This window comes from Reyranella sp. (genome assembly GCF_044224635.1).
Taxonomy (GTDB): Bacteria; Pseudomonadota; Alphaproteobacteria; order Reyranellales; family Reyranellaceae; genus Reyranella.
The window spans coordinates 92,640-109,475 of sequence record NZ_JBGAKA010000026.1; the positions used below are offsets into that span (position 1 = coordinate 92,640).

Here is a 16,836-nt window from a genome sequence, read left to right on the forward strand (position 1 = left end):
AACGCCTCAGCCGCGGCGACATTCGTTGAACTGGCGACGGCTGCGCGCTAAACAGGGCAGAGCCGTCTCGCCATTCGAGGTCCATCGCGATGAGCGTCGCCAATCGGCCGGTCCACCGGCCGCTGTCTCCCCACCTGCAGGTCTATCGGCCGCAGCTTACGTCCATGCTGTCGCTCCTGCATCGCGCCACCGGCATCGCCCTGTCGGTCGGAGCGCTCTCTCTTGCGATCTGGGTGGTCTACGCCTCGGCGAGCCCCAAGACCTACGCCCTGTTCCAGGGCTTCAACGCCTCGATCCTGGGCCGCGTGTTCCTGGCCGGCTGGCTGTTCTGCATATTCTATCACCTGTGCAACGGCATCCGGCACCTGTTCTGGGATGCCGGCTACGGCTTCGAGCTCAAGGACGCCTATCTCAGCGGCTGGATCGTGGTCGGCGTGTCGGCGGTGGCGACCCTGGTGTCGTGGATCGTCGGCCTGAGCCTGGCCTGAGGAGACGGTCATGGAAGACAGAAGGACTCCCCTGGCGCGCGCCCGCGGCCTCGGCTCGGCGCGCGACGGCCTGCATCACTGGTGGGTGCAGCGGCTGACCGCGGTCGCCCTGATCCCGCTGGTCGCCTGGTTCGCCGTGTCGCTTGTCATGCTGAGCGGCGCTGACCATATGGCGGTGAGAGCCTGGATCGGCTCGCCGGTCGTCATGGTGCTGCTGATCCTGACCATCGTCATCGGCCTGCATCACGGCCAGCTCGGCATGCAGGTCGTGGTCGAGGACTACGTGCACGGCGACGGCTGGAAGCTCGCCCTGATCGTCGCCATCCGCTTCATCGCGTTCTTCTTCGGGCTGGCGGGTGGTCGCCATCCTGCGCATCGGGTTCGGAGGCTGACATGGCCGAGGCAAGCGGCAAGAGCAACGGCGCGAGCGCCGGCACGGTCACCATCGGCGGCAACGCCTACAAGATCGTCGATCACGAATACGACGTCGTCGTGGTGGGCGCCGGCGGCGCCGGTTTGCGGGCGACCCTGGGCCTAGCGACAAAGGGCCTGAAGACGGCCTGCATCACCAAGGTGTTCCCGACGCGCAGCCACACCGTGGCGGCGCAAGGCGGCATCTCGGCCTCGCTCGGCAACATGGGGCCGGACGACTGGCGCTGGCACATGTACGATACCGTGAAAGGCTCGGACTGGCTGGGTGACCAGGACGCCATCGAGTACATGGTGCGCGAGGCGGTGCCGGCGATCATCGAGCTCGAGCATTACGGCGTGCCGTTCAGTCGTACGCCCGACGGCAAGATCTACCAGCGGCCGTTCGGCGGCATGACGACCGAGTTCGGCAAGGGCATCGCCCAACGCACCTGCGCGGCAGCCGACCGCACCGGCCACGCCATCCTGCACACGCTCTACCAGCAGTCGCTCAAGAACAACGCCGAGTTCTTCATCGAGTATTTCGCCCTCGACCTGATCATGGACGAGGGCGTGTGCCGCGGCGTCATGGCGTGGAACCTCGATGACGGGACCATTCATCGCTTCCGCGCCCACAAGACGGTGCTGGCGACTGGTGGCTATGGCCGCATCTACTTCACGGCGACGTCGGCTCACACCTGCACTGGCGACGGCGGCGCCATGGTGCTGCGCGCCGGCCTGCCAATGGAGGACATGGAGTTCATCCAGTTCCATCCGACCGGCGTCTATGGCGCGGGCTGCCTGATCACCGAGGGCGTGCGCGGCGAGGGTGGCTATGTCACCAACGCGAGCGGAGAGCGCTTCATGGAGCGCTATGCGCCGTCGGCCAAGGACCTGGCGTCGCGCGACGTCGTCAGCCGCTCGATGACCATCGAGATCCGCGAAGGCCGCGGCTGCGGGCCGAACAAGGACTACATCGAGCTGCATGTCGAGCATCTCGACCCGAAGGTGATCCACGAGCGCCTGCCCGGCATCGCCGAGACGGCGCGCATCTTCGCCGGGGTCGACGTGACGCGTCAGCCGATCCCCATCCTGCCGACCTGCCACTACAACATGGGCGGCATCCCGACCAACCATAAGTGCGAGGTGGTGACGGTGAAGGACGGCGATCCCAACGTCGTCGTCCCGGGCCTGCTGGCGGCCGGCGAGGCAGCCTGCGTCTCGGTCCATGGCGCCAACCGGCTGGGCTCGAACTCGCTGCTCGACCTGGTGGTGTTCGGCCGCGCCGTCGCCAACCGCTGCGCCGAGCTGGTGACGCCGGGCGAATCGCACAAGCAGCTGCCGCATGCCGGCGAGGAGGCGATCGCCCGCTTCGACCGGCTGCGCCATGCCAAGGGCGGCACCGGCACCGCCCAGCTTCGCCTCAACATGCAGCGCACCATGCAGAACGATTGCGCGGTGTTCCGCACCCAGCAGAGCCTCGACGAGGGCTGCGAGAAGCTCGACAAGGTGATCAGCGGCCGGCCCGACCTCAGGGTCAAGGACCGCTCGCTGATCTGGAACTCCGACCTGATGGAGACACTGGAGTTCGAGAACCTGATCCTGCAGGCCCAGGCCACCATTCGCTCGGCCGCCAACCGCAAGGAGAGCCGCGGTGCCCATGCCCGCGAGGACTATCCCGAGCGCGACGACAAGGAATGGATGAAGCACACGGTGATCTGGGTCGACGACAGCGGCAAGACCCGCATCGACTATCGCCCCGTCATCATGCAGCCGATGAGCAACGACGTGCAGTCGTTCCCGCCCAAGGCGCGCGTGTACTGAGCAACGCCCGACGCATTCATAAAGAACGTCCGAGAGATCGAGAGAGAACGATGGCCGAGTTCACACTGCCCGCCAATTCGAAGATCGGCGTGGGCGAAACCTACAAGGCGCCGGCAGGGGCCAAGAACATCCGGACGTTCAAGATCTATCGCTGGACGCCGGACGACGGCAAGAACCCGTCGATCGACACCTACGAGGTCGATCTCGACACCTGCGGGCCGACGACGCGCTGATCAAGATCAAGAACTGGACAGCCAGCTCACCTCGATCGACACCTACGAGGTCGATCTCCGATGGTTCTCGACGCGCTGATCAAGATCAAGAACGAGATGGACAGCTCGCTCACCTTCCGGCGGTCGTGCCGCGAGGGCGTGTGCGGCTCGTGCGCGATGAACATCGACGGCACCAACACGCTCGCCTGCACCAAGTTCATGTCGGAGGTGAAGGGCGACATCAAGATCTACCCGCTGCCGCACATGCCGGTGGTGCGCGATCTGGTGCCCGACCTCACCGTGCCGTACGCCCAGCTCGCCTCGATCGAGCCGTGGCTGAAATCGACCAGCCAGCCGCCGACCCGCGAGCGCCTGCAGTCGCACGACGAGCGCGCCAGGCTCGACGGGCTGTGGGAGTGCATCCTGTGCTTCTGCTGCACGACCTCGTGCCCGAGCTACTGGTGGAACGGCGAGCGCTATCTCGGCCCGGCCATCCTGCTGCAGGCCTACCGCTGGCTGGCCGACAGCCGCGACGAGGCCAAGGGCGAGCGGCTCGACCAGCTCGAGGACCCGTTCCGGCTCTATCGCTGCCATACCATCATGAACTGCACGAAGACCTGCCCCAAGGGGCTCAATCCGGCGAAGGCCATCGCCGAGATCAAGAAGATGATGGTGGAGCGGACGATTTGACCGTCCGGACGGCCGAAATGTAGAATTTGGCCAAGTTGGCCAAATTCCGCGCGATTGGCACGCTCAGGTTCAGGCACGACGCGATGCAGGCGGTGCGGATCAACGGTTTCGAGATACTCGATATCAACGCGGAACATGCCGATCTTGCCGGCTCGCTGCCGCTTCATCATTCCGATCCTTTCGATCGGATGCTGATCGCGCAAGCCAGGATCAATGGGCTTGCACTGCTATCGCTCGATCGTCACATGCTGCCCTATGGGGTACCGGTCCTCGGGATCAACTGATCCGTGGTCCGGTGTTTGCTATATCAATCGGATCGACAAGATCGGGGGGCTCAAATGATATTCAAGCCAGTTGCGGGTTTGGCAGTGCTCGCATCGGTGACGGTGGCCTGGGCATCAGCGGCCTCGGCCGGCAGCACGTTCGATGCCGTGAAGGCCAAGGGCTTCGTGCAATGCGCGGTGAATACCGGGCTCGCCGGGTTCTCGTTCTCCGACAGCCAGGGCAAGTGGACCGGGCTCGACGTCGATCTCTGCAAGGCGATCGCGGCGGCGATGTTCGGCGATGCCGAGAAGGCCAAGTTCACGCCGACCACGGCGCAGCAGCGCTTCGTCGCCCTGCAGTCGGGCGAGGTCGATGTCATCACCCGCAATGCCACGCAGACGCTGCTGCGCGACACCTCGCTCGGCTTCAACATCGCCGGGGTCAATTTCTACGACGGGCAGGGCTTCATCGTGCCGGCCAAGAGCGGCATCAAGAGCGCCAAGGAGCTGAACGGCGCGACGATCTGCGTGCAGCCCGGCACGACGACCGAGCTCAACCTCGCGGACTATTTCCGCAAGAACAAGATGACCTTCAAGCCGGTGCTGATCGAGAAGCTCGACGAGCTCCTGCAGGCCTACGCCGCGGGCCGCTGCGATTCGTACACGACGGATGCCTCTGGCCTGGCCGCCGTGCGCGCCGGCCAGCTCTCCGGCAAGGGCGAGCATACGATCCTGCCCGAGCGCATCTCCAAGGAGCCGCTCGGCCCGATCGTGCGCCACGGTGACGACCAGTGGTTCGACGTCGTGAAGTGGACCTTGATGGGCATGATCGAGGCCGAGGAGCTCGGCATCACCTCGAAGAACGTCGACGAGATGCTGAAGAGCGACGATCCCGTCATCAAGCGCTTCCTCGGCGTGACGCCCGGTTACGGCAAGGCGGTCGGCGTCGACGAGAAGTGGATGTACAACGTCATCAAGCAGATCGGGAACTACGGCGAGAGCTACGAGCGCCATGTCGGCGTCAACACGCCGCTCAAGCTCGAGCGCGGCCAGAACGCGCTGTGGACCAACGGCGGCCTGATGTACGCGATCCCGTTCCGCTGACGGACTAGTGAAAGGTCCCTCTGGGAGCTACCCGGTCGAAACGCATCTTCTTGATTCGGCCGGTCGAGACCTCGAGGGCGGTGATCTGGCCGGCGGCATCGCGCACCAGGTGGGCGAGCTGGGTCGCCGTGATCCAGTTCTGCGGCGATTCGATCTCGACCGTATCGTCGGAGAGGCCGCGCACCGTCCACGGTGGACCGCCGGCGATCAGCGGGCCACTCACTTGCATCGTCCACGCTTTGCCACCGCGCGCGATGCTCCAGGTGGCGCCGCAATCGGCCGAGACGTAACGGCCGGCGAGCGCGTCCGGTACCGCGGCGCGTTTGGCGAGCTTGACAAACTCGACCACGCGGCCGGCGCCGAGATCGACGGCGAGCCGGTCGCCGTCTGCGGCCTTGATCGCGAACTCGAACGAGCCACGCTCGGCGGCGAGCGAGCCATCGGCGCGTCGGGCGAGCACGAAGGGCAGGCCGTTCTGGGTCACCGTCGCCTCGCCGCTCTGCCAGGCCAGGTCGAACAGGGAGGGCTCCTCGGCGTTGAACCAGGTGCCGGCAAGCGGTGCGATCTCAGGCTCGGTAAGAGGGGCGGACGGCGGCTTGAGGCCCGAATTGCCTTCGATGACCATCTCGGCGATGGTGCGCGCCAGCCGCCACGGATCGATGCTGGCGAGGTTGGCAATCACCACCACGGCGAGGCCGACCCCCGGCAAGCGCAGGAATTCGGTGCGGAAGCCCGGCCACAGGCCGCCATGGCCGATCGTCGGTGCACCGCGCAGGTCGTCGGCCTGCACGCCGCGGCGATACTTGTTGGGGTGGCCCCCGGTAAGCGGTTGGAAGGCGGCGAGCTGCGTGAACAAGTCGCGTAGCGCCGGGGTCGGCCGGTCGCAATGGCGGCTCCAGATCAGCAGGTCGTCGACCGTCGAGGTCAGGCCGCCTTCGCCGCCCTGCGGATAGCCGTGCTGGGCGCGCCGGAAACCCTTCTGGTCGTCGCCGAGATAGCCGGTTGCCAGGTTGGGAATCACCGTGTCGATCTCGGCTGCGAGCTGGGTGCTGGTCATGCCGAGCGGCCTGAAGACGCGCTCGGCCAGCACTTCGCCCAGCTTCTTGCCCGTGAGCCTTTCGATGATATGGCCGAGCAGCAGGAAGTTTGTGTTGCTGTAGAGGAAGCGGCTGCCCGGAGCGAAGTTGAGATGGCCGTTGCGATGGCAGGCGGCCAGCAGGTCCTCGGGCCGTGCCGGCTTCTCGAGCCCATGGCCGCCCAGCCGCAGCAGCTCGAGAAAGTCGGGCAGGCCGCTCGAGTTGCGCATCATCTGGTCGATGGTGACCGGCAGGGGCTTGAGCTCGGTCAGATATTCGTGCGGCGGTGCTGCGAGGTCGAGCTTGCCCTCGGCCGCCAGCATCAGGGCGGCGCTGACCGTGAACTGCTTGCTGACCGAGGCGATGCGAAAGCGCGTGTGCGGCCCGATCGGCACGCCGAGCTCGATGCTGGCGAGGCCATAGCTCTTGCGCAGCACGATCGTGCCGCCCTGCATGACGGCGACGATGGCGCCAGGCGAACCTTGCTTCGTATAACGGGCGAACAGCGCGTCGACGCGATGTTCGAGGGCGAGAGAGTCGATTGACGGGGATGAGTCTGGCGATGGGGACATGGCAGGCACTGAAGCCAAGCGGCTCGCTCTTGTAAAGCCGAGCCGCTACCGTCTGTCGAACACAGGAGGAACGCGGGATGGAGCGGCAGTTCGTCAAGGTCGAGAAGGGATTGGGGCCACAGGGCCGGATTGCCGTGGTGCGTTTCGATCGCGGCGACAACATCAATGCGCTGAGCCATCAGGCGATGCGCGAGCTGCGCGACGTGCCGCGCGATTTCGAGGACGATCTCGAGACCTCGGTGGTGATCCTGACCGGCTCGGCCAAGGCATTCTCGGCCGGCTTCGATCTCAAGGACCCCGAGGGCCGGCAACGCGATGCCATGGCGATCGGCGAGCGCATCCATCGCCAGCGCCTCGGTCCGAGCCGATTGCGTCGATGACGCGCGCGCCGCGCTCTCCGCCCGGGTGGCCTCGATGGCCACGATGCGGCCGGCGCGGATCGTCACGTCCGCCGCACGCGCTGGCGTCCCGGTGCCATCGATCACCTGGCCGCCCCTGATCAGGATGTCGCCCATCGCCGCCTCCGTCGCACGGAAACTGGGCTCGGTCCTGGGGAAGCGGCAATGCTGGCCTAGCCGGCGGCGAGCATGGCGGCGATCTGGTCGGCATGGGCGATGCCCACCAGGAGCGTGGATGGTTGATCGCTCACGGGATCGAGCAGCGCCCTGGCCTGCTGCTCGGCACCCGGCACCCAGGTCGCATGCAGCGCCTTCTGCATGTCCACGTAGTGCAGCGACACCGCCACCTTCGACATCAGCGTGGTGATGTCGTTGCTCCCCGCTTGCGTATTCTGCGCACCGCTCATGATGTCGACCAGGACCGAGCCGACGAACTTGCCGGCTTGGAGGGTCGCCTTGATCTGCCCCGCCCAGTAGGCCAGCCCATCGTTGTCCCCGATCCGGTTGAACAAGTTGTTGTAGACCGTGGCGATGAATGAAAGGATCTGGTCGTCGCTCGCGCCGGACGGGTTGGCGAGGAACGGATAGATGCTCTTGGCTTCGTTGCTGATGCCGAACGAGCTGGCGATGTTGGCGAACAGCATTGCAGGACTCTGCGTCGCCTTGTTGACATTGAACTGATCGACCCAGAAATCGAAGCCGTCGGCATCGGCGGCGCGGCCGAAGAAGGCCGCGTAGGTTGCCGCGATCTGCTCGCTGGCCGTCAGCCCGACCAGATTGAGCGTCGTCGACGTGGCACCGACATTGACCGGCACGACGTACACTTTGACATGGCCGCTCGTGGATCCGTTGTCCGGCAGGTGGCCGCTGTAGGTCACGTCGTCGATGCCCGTGAAGGTGCCGGGCGCGTAGGCGAACGACCCGTCCGTTGCCGAGCTGACGATATGGGTGCCGGAGACGCTGCCCGCGACGACAGTCGTTCCAAGCGGGCTCACGTCGTTCGTCAGAAGCCCGATGTCGGGGCCGACCGTGAGCTGGCTGCCGGCCACGATCACGTAGGCATCGTCCGTGGCGACCGGCGGCTTCGTCGAGATCAACCGATAGAACACCTCTTCACGGTCTGGCCCGGTGAAGACTTGAACCGCCGTCCCATCGGACAGCGTCGCCACTTGCTGCGCGCCGGTCCCCGACAAGGCGAGCTGGTCGCCATCGGTCGTGGCATTGATCCTGAACTCGCTGCCGACCGAACCGCCGTCGGCATCGTAGCGCCGGCCATAGACTCCCCAGCCGCTTCCATCCTGGCCCTGGGACGACCACGTCACCAGGAATCCGCCGTCCTGCAACGCCGCGATCGACGGGTAGGTCTGGTCGCCGTTCGTTACCTGGTTGATCCTGAACGCGCCGGTGAGGCCCACATTGTGGGAGTAGATCTGCCCGAAGACCCCGGCGCCGCTGCCGTCCGCACCGTCCGAGGACCACACCACGACGTGGTGTCCGTTCAGCAGCTCCACGACGGATGAGTAGTTCGCCGGAGCGACAGAGGAGACGATGCTCGGGGTTTCGTGCCGTATGCCGTTCGAGTCGAACTGCTGAAAGCCGATCACCCCGTCCGTCGTATAGCTCACAAGGAAGCCGCCATCGCCCAGCGCGGCGACGGCAGCAAACTGCTCGTTGCCGTCTTGCACGGGCAGGACCTGGAACGCGGCGCCTTGAGCAGCGCCGCTGGCCAAGTAACGCTGGGCCCAGATATCGGAGCCGCCGCCGCCCGGAGACTGCCACACGATGACGAAGCCCCCGCCGCTCAGCCCCGTGACGGAGGAATAGACCTGTGCGCCCGCCTGCTGCGAGGCGTTGACGAGGAACTCGGGCCCCGGTGCCAGGCCCGTGGCGTCGAAGCGGCGTGCGTAGACGTCGAGTTCCCCGCCCGGGGTGATGTTGGACCACGTCAAGACGAAGCCGCCATCCGCCAAGGTCGCCACGGAAGGGGCCGTCTGCGTTCCCGCGCGCGTGACGGTGAGCAACGGAAAAAACACGACGCGGTCGCCGGTTGCGGTGAAGACCATGCCAAGGACGTCTTCGCCGGTGCTGGCGGACAATTGCGACGACCAGACCAGGACGAAGCCGCCCTCCGCCAGCGCGGCAACGGCAGGAAGGCTCTGTGGGGCGGTGCCGCTTACCTTGACGTCGGCACCATAGGGAAAGGCTGCAACGGCCATGACGACTTCTCCTCGACCGAACTCGAATGCGGCCGAGCGAAAGCCACCACAGCAGCAGGCAACCGTATGACCCAGGCCGCACCCGGGCAATTCGCGTTCCCGTTATCGTAAGCTTGGTGAAAGCTTCTCGCAGCGCTCACCGACGGAGTGCGTACATCTTGCCCGCCTCCCCCTATGGCGCTGTTTACGGCGCCATAGGGGAGGCGCCCAGATGCTTGCCTGCCAGCTGCTCCGTAATGTGGCCGAGCAGTAAACATGGCAGGCACTGAAGCCAAGCGGCTCGCGCTTGTGAAGGCGAGCCGCTACCGTGTGCCGGACACAGGAGGAAACGCGAGATGGAGCGGCGGTTCGTCGAGATCGAGAAGGGATTGGGGCCGCAAGGCCGGATCGCCGTGGTGCGTTACGATCGTGGCGACAACATCAATGCGCTGAGCCACCAGGCGATGCGCGAGCTGCGCGACGTGCCGCGCGATTTCGAGGACGATCTCGAGACCTCGGTGGTGATCCTGACCGGCTCGGCCAAGGCATTCTCGGCCGGCTTCGATCTCAAGGACCCCGAGGGCCGGCAACGCGATACCCTGGCCATCGGCGAGCGCATCCATCGCCAGCGCCTCGGTCCCAAGATGTGCAAGGCATGGCAGGACATGGAGCAGGTCACGATCGCCGCCATCGAAGGTCATTGCGTCGGCGGTGGCGCGGCGCTGGTCGTGGCGCTCGATTTCCGCACCTGCGGCCGCTCGGCGCATTTCCGTATTCCCGAGGTCGAGCTCGGCATGAACATGAGCTGGGGCTCGATCCCGCGGATGCTGGCGCTGATGGGGCCGGCGCGCACCAAGCAGGCGGTCATTCTCGCGTCCGATCGCATCGGTGCCGCCGAGGCGCTGGACTGGGGTTTGGTCGAGTCCGTGGTCGAGGATGGCCAAGCCTTGCCTGCCGCCATGGCCTTCGCCGAGCGCATCGCGCGCCAGCCGCCGATCCCGGTGCGCATGAGCAAGACCACGGTGAATCGCTTCGCCTACGCCCTCGACGATCTCGGCTCGCACATGGATGCGGACCAGAATGTCCTGACCGGCCTCACCGAGGATTATCGCGAAGGCACGGCGGCCTTCCGCGAGAAGCGCACGCCGGCGTTCAAGGGGCGGTGATCATGCTCTTCCGGCTGGGCAGCTGGTCGATGATGGCCTGACGCTGCGGGTCGTCGAGCATCGCCCAGCGGCCGATCTCCTCGATGTTGCGCTTGCAGCCGAGGCAGAAGCCGCTCTTGCGATCGAGCGTGCAGATGCCGATGCAGGGCGACATCACGCGGCGCAGCAGGGGCGGGCCGTCTCCCATGGGGCCCGCTCAGGGTTTCTTGCTGAGTTCGGCGAGCTGGCTCTGCAGCTCGTCGAGCTTGCGCTTCAGCGCATCGATCGCGGCATCCTTGTTGGGCGCGGCTGCGACCGCCGCAGCAGCAGCGGCTTCCGGCTTGGGCGGCTCGTGTCCGTTGGCAGCCGTCGGCGCCGCCGGATTGGGCGCGCCGGCCTGGCCGGCCTGGAACGGATTGAACATGCGCATGGCCTTCTCGAACATCGCCATGTTCTGCTTGCCCATCGTCTCGAACTGCTGGAACGGATTGAAGCCGAAGGCATTCTGCATGTAGCGCCGCATCTGCTCCTGGTTGCGGGCGAACTGTGTCATCGACATTTCGAGATATTGCGGCACCACGCCTTGCAGGGAATCGCCGTAGAACGAGATGAGCTGGCGCAGGAACGGGATCGGCAGCAGGTTCTGCCCGCTCTTGCTCTCCTCCTCGAAAATGATCTGGGTCAGCACCGAGCGGGTGATGTCGTCGCCGGACTTGGCGTCGTAGACGACGAAGTCGGTCTTGTCCTTCACCATCTGCGACAGGTGATCCAGCGTCACGTAGGCCGAGGTGGCCGTATTGTACAGACGCCGGTTGGCGTACTTCTTGATCACCACGGGGGCGGGTTTGGGTCCGCTTTCGGGTACTGCCTGATCGGCCATTACGCTTCGCTCCCTCGTTCCCGAACGCGGTGAACGCCCGTTTACTTCGGATCGTAGACCTTAGCGCCGATACCGCAGTGCGACAAGGCACGGTTTGCGCTTGCGAAAGCGGTGTTTGCGGCGCGTTCCGCGTGCGATTCGCTATAGTGCATGCATGGCCTCCGACAGCGATGACACAGCCGACTTCGACAGACTGGCACGTCGTTACCTCGACCTCTGGCAGAGCCAGCTGTCCGGGCTCGCCGCCGACCAGACGCTGACCGAACAGATTGCCCGCCTTTTCGCTGCCGCGAATGCTCAGTTCGCCGCGGTGCTGCAGGCGACCCAAGGAGCACAGCATGCATCCTCCCCGACTGGGACCGCGTCCGCTGCCGCTGCACCTCGGCACGGCCCTGATGACGTGGGCGAGCTGCGAAAGCGCGTGGAGGCTCTGGAAGTCCGGCTCGCCCAGCTCGAAGCCCGACTCGGCGCTGCCTGACTCGCTGGCGGCGCTGCTGCCCGAAGTCGCCGCCCTGGAGGCGGCCAAAGGTGAGGGGTTCGAGTTCGCGCTCCAGCGCGAGATCGCCCGCCGCCTGCACCGGCTGGCCGGCGGCGTGATCGCCTATCGCCGGCATCCGGTTCATCGCAGTCTCGAGAATCCGCCTGCCGTCTGGAGCGAGGGCAACACGCGCCTGCTCGACTATGGCGCGACTCATCGCGCGGCGCGGACGCGCGCTGCGCGGGCCGTGCTCGTGGTGCCGTCGCTGATCAACCGATGGGAGGTGCTCGATCTGACGCTTGAGAAGAGCCTGTTGCGCGCCATGGCGGCACAGGGGCTGAGGCCCTATCTCGTCGATTGGGGCACGCCCGATGCCGATGAACGATGCTTCGACCTGACCGCCTACGTGGCGCGCCTCGAACGCGCGGTCGCTTTCCTGACCCGCCGGGCGCGCCGCGCCCCGGCGGTGATGGGCTATTGCATGGGCGGCACGCTCTCGGTCGCCCTCGCAGCGCGCCAGCCGCGTCGGGTCGCCGGGCTGGCCCTGCTGGCGACGCCGTGGGATTTCCACGCCGACCGTACCGGTCACGCCTTCCTGCTGTCGGCCGGGCCAATGCTGGCGCAGATGGCCGACCGCGTCGGCGAGCTGCCGGTCGACGTCCTGCAGACCCTGTTCTGGTCGCTCGATCCGTGGCTTGCCGTGAAGAAGTTCGGCCGCTTCCTCGCCATGGATCCGCAGGGCCAGTCGGCGCACGAGTTCGTGCTGCTCGAGGATTGGCTGAACGGCGGCGCCCCGCTCGCCGGGCCGACGGCGCGCGACTGCCTGATCGGCTGGTATGGCGACAACCTGCCCGGCAGGGGACAGTGGACAGTCGGCGGCCGCCGCATCGTGCCGCGGCGGATGAATGTTCCGGCCCTCGTCATGATCCCGTCGGGCGATCGCATCGTGCCGCCCCTGTCGGCGGCCGCACTTGCCGAGCCGGGCCGCGGCTTCCGCACTGTCGCGCGGCACGACCTGCCGCTTGGCCATATCGGCATGGTGGTAAGCAGCCGCGCGCGCGCGCTCTGCTGGACGCCGTTGTTCGACTGGCTGGGCGCAATCCCTGCCAAGCGCCGATCCTGATGGCCGAGCGCAAACCCTTTGATTGGCGTCTGATCGCCGCCTGGACGATCCTGCTTGCGGTATCGGTGGCGGCGCGCAGCTACGTCGAGATGGCCAACCAGGCAAAGATCGGCCGCCCGATCGGGCTCGATCATGCGCTGGCGATCGAGCTGACCAGCCATGTCGTCGTCGCGGCCCTGCTGCCCGCGCTGTATTGGCTGCACCGGCGTTGGCCGATCGGTGACTCCCTGCGCACAGTCACGATCCATGTCGCCGCCGTGGTGCCGTTCAGCATCGCCCATACGGTCGGCATGGCGGCGCTCCGCCTGCTGTGGTTCTCCGCGATCCTGGGGACGGACTATTCGTTTCCCCTCACGCCGGATCGGCTGGCCTACGAGTTCGCCAAGGACATCGTCAGCTACGGCATGCTGAGCGCGGGCGTCCTGGCGCTGCGCTACCTGCTCGATCGCATGCCGCAACGCGCCAACGTGGCGCCCCAGCCCGTAGTGCGCCAGGAGCCCGCGCCGGCGCCCGTACCGGAACCGCCGGCAGGCGCCCCAGCCCCGTCGTCTCCGCCGCTGGCCGAGCGATTTGCCGTGCGCAAGCGAGGCCGCGAGATCATGGTCGAGATGACCGACATCGACTGGGTCGAGGCGTCCGGCAACTACGCCGTGCTGCATGTCGGCGGCGAGACCCTGGAGATCCGCTCCTCGCTCAGCAAGCTCGAAGGCGAGCTCGATCCGAGGCGCTTCGTGCGGGTGCACAAATCCTACCTGGTGAACGTCACCCGCATCACCGAGGTGACGCCGTGGGTCAGCGGCGACTGGCGCATCCGCCTGCAGGACGGCGCCGAGGTCAACCTCAGCCGGCGCTACCGCCAGCGCTTCGAGAGCCTGGTGCCGGTGAAGAGCTGAAGGCGCGTGAAATCATGTTCTTCCGGACTGCGGGCGCCTGACCATAGGCGCTAACTTTGGCCAACGACCCAATAAAACCTCATCCTGAGAGCGTGTGACCTTATTGAACGCAGTCGCCCCTCTCTTGTCATCCTGAGCGGAGCGAAGGATCTCATCGCCAGAAGTTCCAAAGTACACTCTTGTCAAGCGGCGATGAGGTCCTTCGCTGCGCTCAGGACGACAGATAAGTTCGCCGTGGCGAACGACAATCGAAAAAAGTCACAGGCTCTCAGGGTGAGGATTCCTTGTAAGTTGGCGCCTATGGGCGTCCCGCCCGGCGCTTTCATATGCGCCGTTCGCCTCCTTCGCCGCGAACGAGTCGGTTCGTCTCGCCAATGAGGAGTAAGCGGACGGGACGGCCGCGGTCTGGAAGAACATGACGAAGCGACACCGGACGTCCCGGCCACCCTGCCGGTCGTCCCATCGGCCGCGCCGGTCGTCACAAAATGCACTGGAATCAGCGGGTTGGCGCGTAGGAGGGGGCCGTCTGAAAGGTCTCTTCCGAGGTGCCGTAATGCCTGCTGCTCCCGCCCCCGATCGCCGCGCCGATCTCGACTGGCTGCGTGTCTCCGCCTTCGCCCTGCTGATCGTCTATCACGCCGGCATGGCGTGGTCGGGCTGGAGCTGGCACCTCACCAGCCCCGACAGCATCGACTGGCTGCGCGAGGGCATGCGCTTTCTCAATCGCTGGCGCATGCCGCTGATCTTTCTGGTGTCGGGCGCCGCCATCATGCTGGCGCTCGGCCAGCGCTCGCCGGGCGCCTTTGCCCTCGACCGTGTGCGCCGCCTCCTCGTGCCGCTGGTCTTCGGCATGATCGTGCTGGTGCCGCCGCAGGTCTATCTCGAGCGCCTGTACAGTGGCCGCTTCGCCGGGACCTACCTGCAGTGGCTGCCGCAGGCGTTCATCGGCACCTATCCCGCGGGCAATCTCAGCTGGCACCATCTGTGGTTCCTGGCCTACGTGCTGGTGCTCACGGCCGTGCTGCTGCCGGTCTTCCTGTGGGGGCGCAGCCCGTCGGGGCGAACGGCGCTCGACCGGGCGGCGGCCATGACCGCGCGCGCCAGGCTGCACTGGCTGATGCCGCTGCCCCTCGCCGCCTGCATCCTGTGGCTGGCGCCGATCTCGTCCAATCCCAACGGCCTGATCGGCGACTGGTACGGCCTCGCCTACGACGGCATCCTGCTGCTCTACGGCGCCTTCCTGTTCGGCTCGCGCGATCTCCTGGCCGCGCTCAACCGGCAGCGGTTCCTGTCGCTCGGCATCGGCATCGCCGCCTATGCAAGCCTGTATGCCCTGTTCATCGATGGTGCGGTTCGCCCGACGATTGCGCCCGCGGACCGTGCCGCCTATGCACTGGCGTCGGCCGTCAACACCATGGCCTGGCTGTTCGCCATCGTCGGCTTTGCCAATCGCCATCTGACGCGGCGGCCGGCCTTCCTGGGTGAGGCCACCGAGGCGGTCTATCCATTCTACATGATGCACCAGACCGTGGTCGTGATCGCGGTCTACTGGCTGCTCGAGCTCGGTGTGGCGCCGGCCGCCGGATTTGTCCTGGCTGTCACCGCGACATTCGTCGGCACGTCGGTCCTCTACCTCGTCGCCGTCCGCCCCTGGTGGTTCGTGCGGCCCCTGTTCGGGCTGCGGCCTTTGGCCTCGGCTGCCCGCGCACGTGCGGCCGGTTGACCCGTGATCCGCAGGGCGGCTGGCCGGGTCCTTGCCCTGCTCGACCGCGTCCCTGTAAATAGCGACAGGGCGGCACTTGAGGAGGGCACTATGGCAACCGACATCGTCATCGCGAGCGCAGCGCGCACGCCGATCGGCTCGTTCAATGGCGCGTTTGGCGCCGTCGCGGCACACGACCTCGGCAAGGCGGCGATCAAGGGCGCGCTGGAGCGCGCCAAGGTGAAGCCGGAAGAAGTCGACGAAGTCATCATGGGTCAGATCCTGTCGGCTGGTCAGGGACAGAACCCGGCCCGCCAGGCGGCGATCAATTCGGGCATTCCGGTCGAGAAGACGGCGCTCGGAATCAACCAGCTGTGCGGCTCCGGCCTGCGCGCCGTCGCCTTCGGCTGGCAGGCGATCCGCAACGGCGACGCCTCGATCATGGTGGTCGGCGGCCAGGAGAGCATGAGCCAGGCGCCGCACGTCGCCCACATGCGCGACGGCACCAAGATGGGCGACTTCAAGCTGGTCGACTCGATGATCAAGGACGGCCTGTGGGATGCCTTCAACGGCTATCACATGGGCAACACCGCCGAGAACGTGGCGCAGAAGTACCAGATCACCCGCGCCGATCAGGATGCGTTTGCCGTCGCCTCCCAGAACAAGGCCGAAGCGGCGCAGAAGAGCGGTCGCTTCAAGGACGAGATCGTGCCGGTCACGGTGAAGACCCGCAAGGGTGACGTCGTGGTCGATACCGACGAGTTCCCGCGCCATGGCACCACCCTCGAGGCGCTGGCCAAGCTGCGTCCGGCCTTCACCAAGGAGGGCGGCTCGGTGACGGCGGGCAATGCGTCGGGCATCAATGACGGCGCTGCCGCGCTGGTGCTGATGAGCGCCGACGAGGCCAAGAAGCGTGGCGTCACGCCGCTCGCCAGGATCGTGTCGTGGGCGACCACCGGCGTCGACCCGAAGGTCATGGGCATCGGCCCGGTAACGGCCTCGCAGGAAGCGCTGAAGAAGGCCGGCTGGACAGTCAAGGATCTCGACCTGGTCGAAGCCAACGAGGCGTTCGCCGCGCAGGCCGTGGCGGTCGGCAAGGAGCTCGGCCTCGACCCGGCGAAGCTCAACGTCAATGGCGGCGCCATCGCGCTCGGCCATCCGATCGGCGCTTCCGGCGCGCGCGTGCTGACGACCCTGCTCTACGAGATGCAGAAGCGCGATGCCAAGAAGGGCCTGGCGACGCTGTGCATCGGCGGCGGCATGGGCATCGCCATGTGTGTGGAACGCACCTGAAGCGATCCGCGTCCAGCGCGACTGACGATCAGCGCAAGGACAAATCAAAGATCCCTCGCTGCGCTCGGGATGACAGAACTACTGTCATCCCG

14 protein-coding genes and 2 pseudogenes are annotated in these 16,836 nt (G+C 66.4%); 12 read left to right on the forward strand and 4 right to left on the reverse strand.

From position 1 onward, the window contains the following. The first annotated feature begins 89 nt into the window (after positions 1 to 89). The 6 genes and pseudogenes from sdhC (at position 90) to ACILR9_RS22005 (ending at position 4,989) form a co-directional block, all read left to right on the forward strand. Positions 90 to 488: a succinate dehydrogenase, cytochrome b556 subunit gene (sdhC, locus tag ACILR9_RS21980; RefSeq protein ID WP_395712098.1), complete on the forward strand. Its 399-nt coding sequence runs from the start codon at positions 90 to 92 to the stop codon at positions 486 to 488. A 10-nt stretch (positions 489 to 498) separates the two neighbouring features. Further along, on the forward strand, positions 499 to 1,026 hold the full coding sequence (gene sdhD / locus ACILR9_RS21985; protein WP_395712099.1) for a succinate dehydrogenase, hydrophobic membrane anchor protein: 528 nt from the start codon (positions 499 to 501) through the stop codon (positions 1,024 to 1,026). Next, positions 984 to 2,720: a succinate dehydrogenase flavoprotein subunit gene (sdhA, locus tag ACILR9_RS21990; RefSeq protein ID WP_395712114.1), complete on the forward strand. Its 1,737-nt coding sequence runs from the start codon at positions 984 to 986 to the stop codon at positions 2,718 to 2,720. The genes sdhD and sdhA overlap by 43 nt, the downstream gene beginning before the upstream one ends. Positions 2,721 to 2,770: 50 nt before the next feature. Beyond that, positions 2,771 to 3,622, forward strand: a pseudogene (locus ACILR9_RS21995) (succinate dehydrogenase iron-sulfur subunit). Positions 3,623 to 3,648: 26 nt separating this feature from the next. Further along, entirely contained in the window at positions 3,649 to 3,906 is a 258-nt protein-coding gene (locus ACILR9_RS22000) for a type II toxin-antitoxin system VapC family toxin (protein ID WP_395712100.1), read from the forward strand. A 54-nt stretch (positions 3,907 to 3,960) separates the two neighbouring features. Continuing rightward, on the forward strand, positions 3,961 to 4,989 hold the full coding sequence (locus tag ACILR9_RS22005) for an amino acid ABC transporter substrate-binding protein (protein ID WP_395712101.1): 1,029 nt from the start codon (positions 3,961 to 3,963) through the stop codon (positions 4,987 to 4,989). 4 nt (positions 4,990 to 4,993) lie between these two features. Here the strand turns inward: ACILR9_RS22005 and ACILR9_RS22010 are convergent, their stop codons facing one another. Continuing rightward, the gene (locus ACILR9_RS22010) at positions 4,994 to 6,637 is read right to left on the reverse strand and encodes a serine hydrolase domain-containing protein (RefSeq protein ID WP_395712102.1); all 1,644 of its coding nucleotides are present in this window, start codon (positions 6,635 to 6,637) and stop codon (positions 4,994 to 4,996) included. Between the two features lie 77 nt (positions 6,638 to 6,714). On the opposite strand from ACILR9_RS22010, the pseudogene ACILR9_RS22015 reads away from it, so the two are divergent. After that, a pseudogene (locus ACILR9_RS22015) lies at positions 6,715 to 6,999 on the forward strand (enoyl-CoA hydratase/isomerase family protein); the annotation flags it as partial. 209 nt (positions 7,000 to 7,208) lie between these two features. On the opposite strand, the gene ACILR9_RS22020 reads toward ACILR9_RS22015, so the two are convergent. After that, the gene (locus tag ACILR9_RS22020) at positions 7,209 to 9,251 is read right to left on the reverse strand and encodes a hypothetical protein (protein WP_395712103.1); all 2,043 of its coding nucleotides are present in this window, start codon (positions 9,249 to 9,251) and stop codon (positions 7,209 to 7,211) included. 335 nt (positions 9,252 to 9,586) lie between these two features. On the opposite strand from ACILR9_RS22020, the gene ACILR9_RS22025 reads away from it, so the two are divergent. Further along, positions 9,587 to 10,396 carry an enoyl-CoA hydratase/isomerase family protein gene (locus ACILR9_RS22025; RefSeq protein WP_395712104.1) on the forward strand — a complete coding sequence of 270 codons (810 nt, stop codon included), beginning with the start codon at positions 9,587 to 9,589 and terminating at the stop codon, positions 10,394 to 10,396. Here ACILR9_RS22025 and ACILR9_RS22030 read toward each other — a convergent pair. Further along, positions 10,383 to 10,583 (reverse strand): DUF1289 domain-containing protein, encoded by a 201-nt coding sequence (locus ACILR9_RS22030; protein ID WP_395712105.1) that lies wholly within the window; start codon positions 10,581 to 10,583, stop codon positions 10,383 to 10,385. The two genes, ACILR9_RS22025 and ACILR9_RS22030, sit on opposite strands and share 14 nt — an antisense overlap. Before the next feature lie 9 nt (positions 10,584 to 10,592). Continuing rightward, positions 10,593 to 11,255 carry a polyhydroxyalkanoate synthesis repressor PhaR gene (gene phaR, locus ACILR9_RS22035; RefSeq protein ID WP_395712106.1) on the reverse strand — a complete coding sequence of 221 codons (663 nt, stop codon included), beginning with the start codon at positions 11,253 to 11,255 and terminating at the stop codon, positions 10,593 to 10,595. A 338-nt stretch (positions 11,256 to 11,593) separates the two neighbouring features. Here phaR and ACILR9_RS22040 point away from each other — a divergent pair, with 338 nt between their 5' ends. From ACILR9_RS22040 to ACILR9_RS22055, 4 genes are all read left to right on the forward strand, one after another. Then, the gene (locus ACILR9_RS22040; protein ID WP_395712107.1) at positions 11,594 to 12,856 is read left to right on the forward strand and encodes an alpha/beta fold hydrolase; all 1,263 of its coding nucleotides are present in this window, start codon (positions 11,594 to 11,596) and stop codon (positions 12,854 to 12,856) included. Continuing rightward, positions 12,856 to 13,749, forward strand: a complete 894-nt coding sequence (locus tag ACILR9_RS22045) for a LytTR family DNA-binding domain-containing protein (protein ID WP_395712108.1) — start codon at positions 12,856 to 12,858, stop codon at positions 13,747 to 13,749. The genes ACILR9_RS22040 and ACILR9_RS22045 overlap by 1 nt, the downstream gene beginning before the upstream one ends. Before the next feature lie 553 nt (positions 13,750 to 14,302). Continuing rightward, positions 14,303 to 15,472 carry an acyltransferase family protein gene (locus ACILR9_RS22050; protein ID WP_395712109.1) on the forward strand — a complete coding sequence of 390 codons (1,170 nt, stop codon included), beginning with the start codon at positions 14,303 to 14,305 and terminating at the stop codon, positions 15,470 to 15,472. A 90-nt stretch (positions 15,473 to 15,562) separates the two neighbouring features. Next, positions 15,563 to 16,744 (forward strand): acetyl-CoA C-acetyltransferase, encoded by a 1,182-nt coding sequence (locus ACILR9_RS22055; RefSeq protein WP_395712110.1) that lies wholly within the window; start codon positions 15,563 to 15,565, stop codon positions 16,742 to 16,744. Positions 16,745 to 16,836 lie beyond the last annotated feature (92 nt).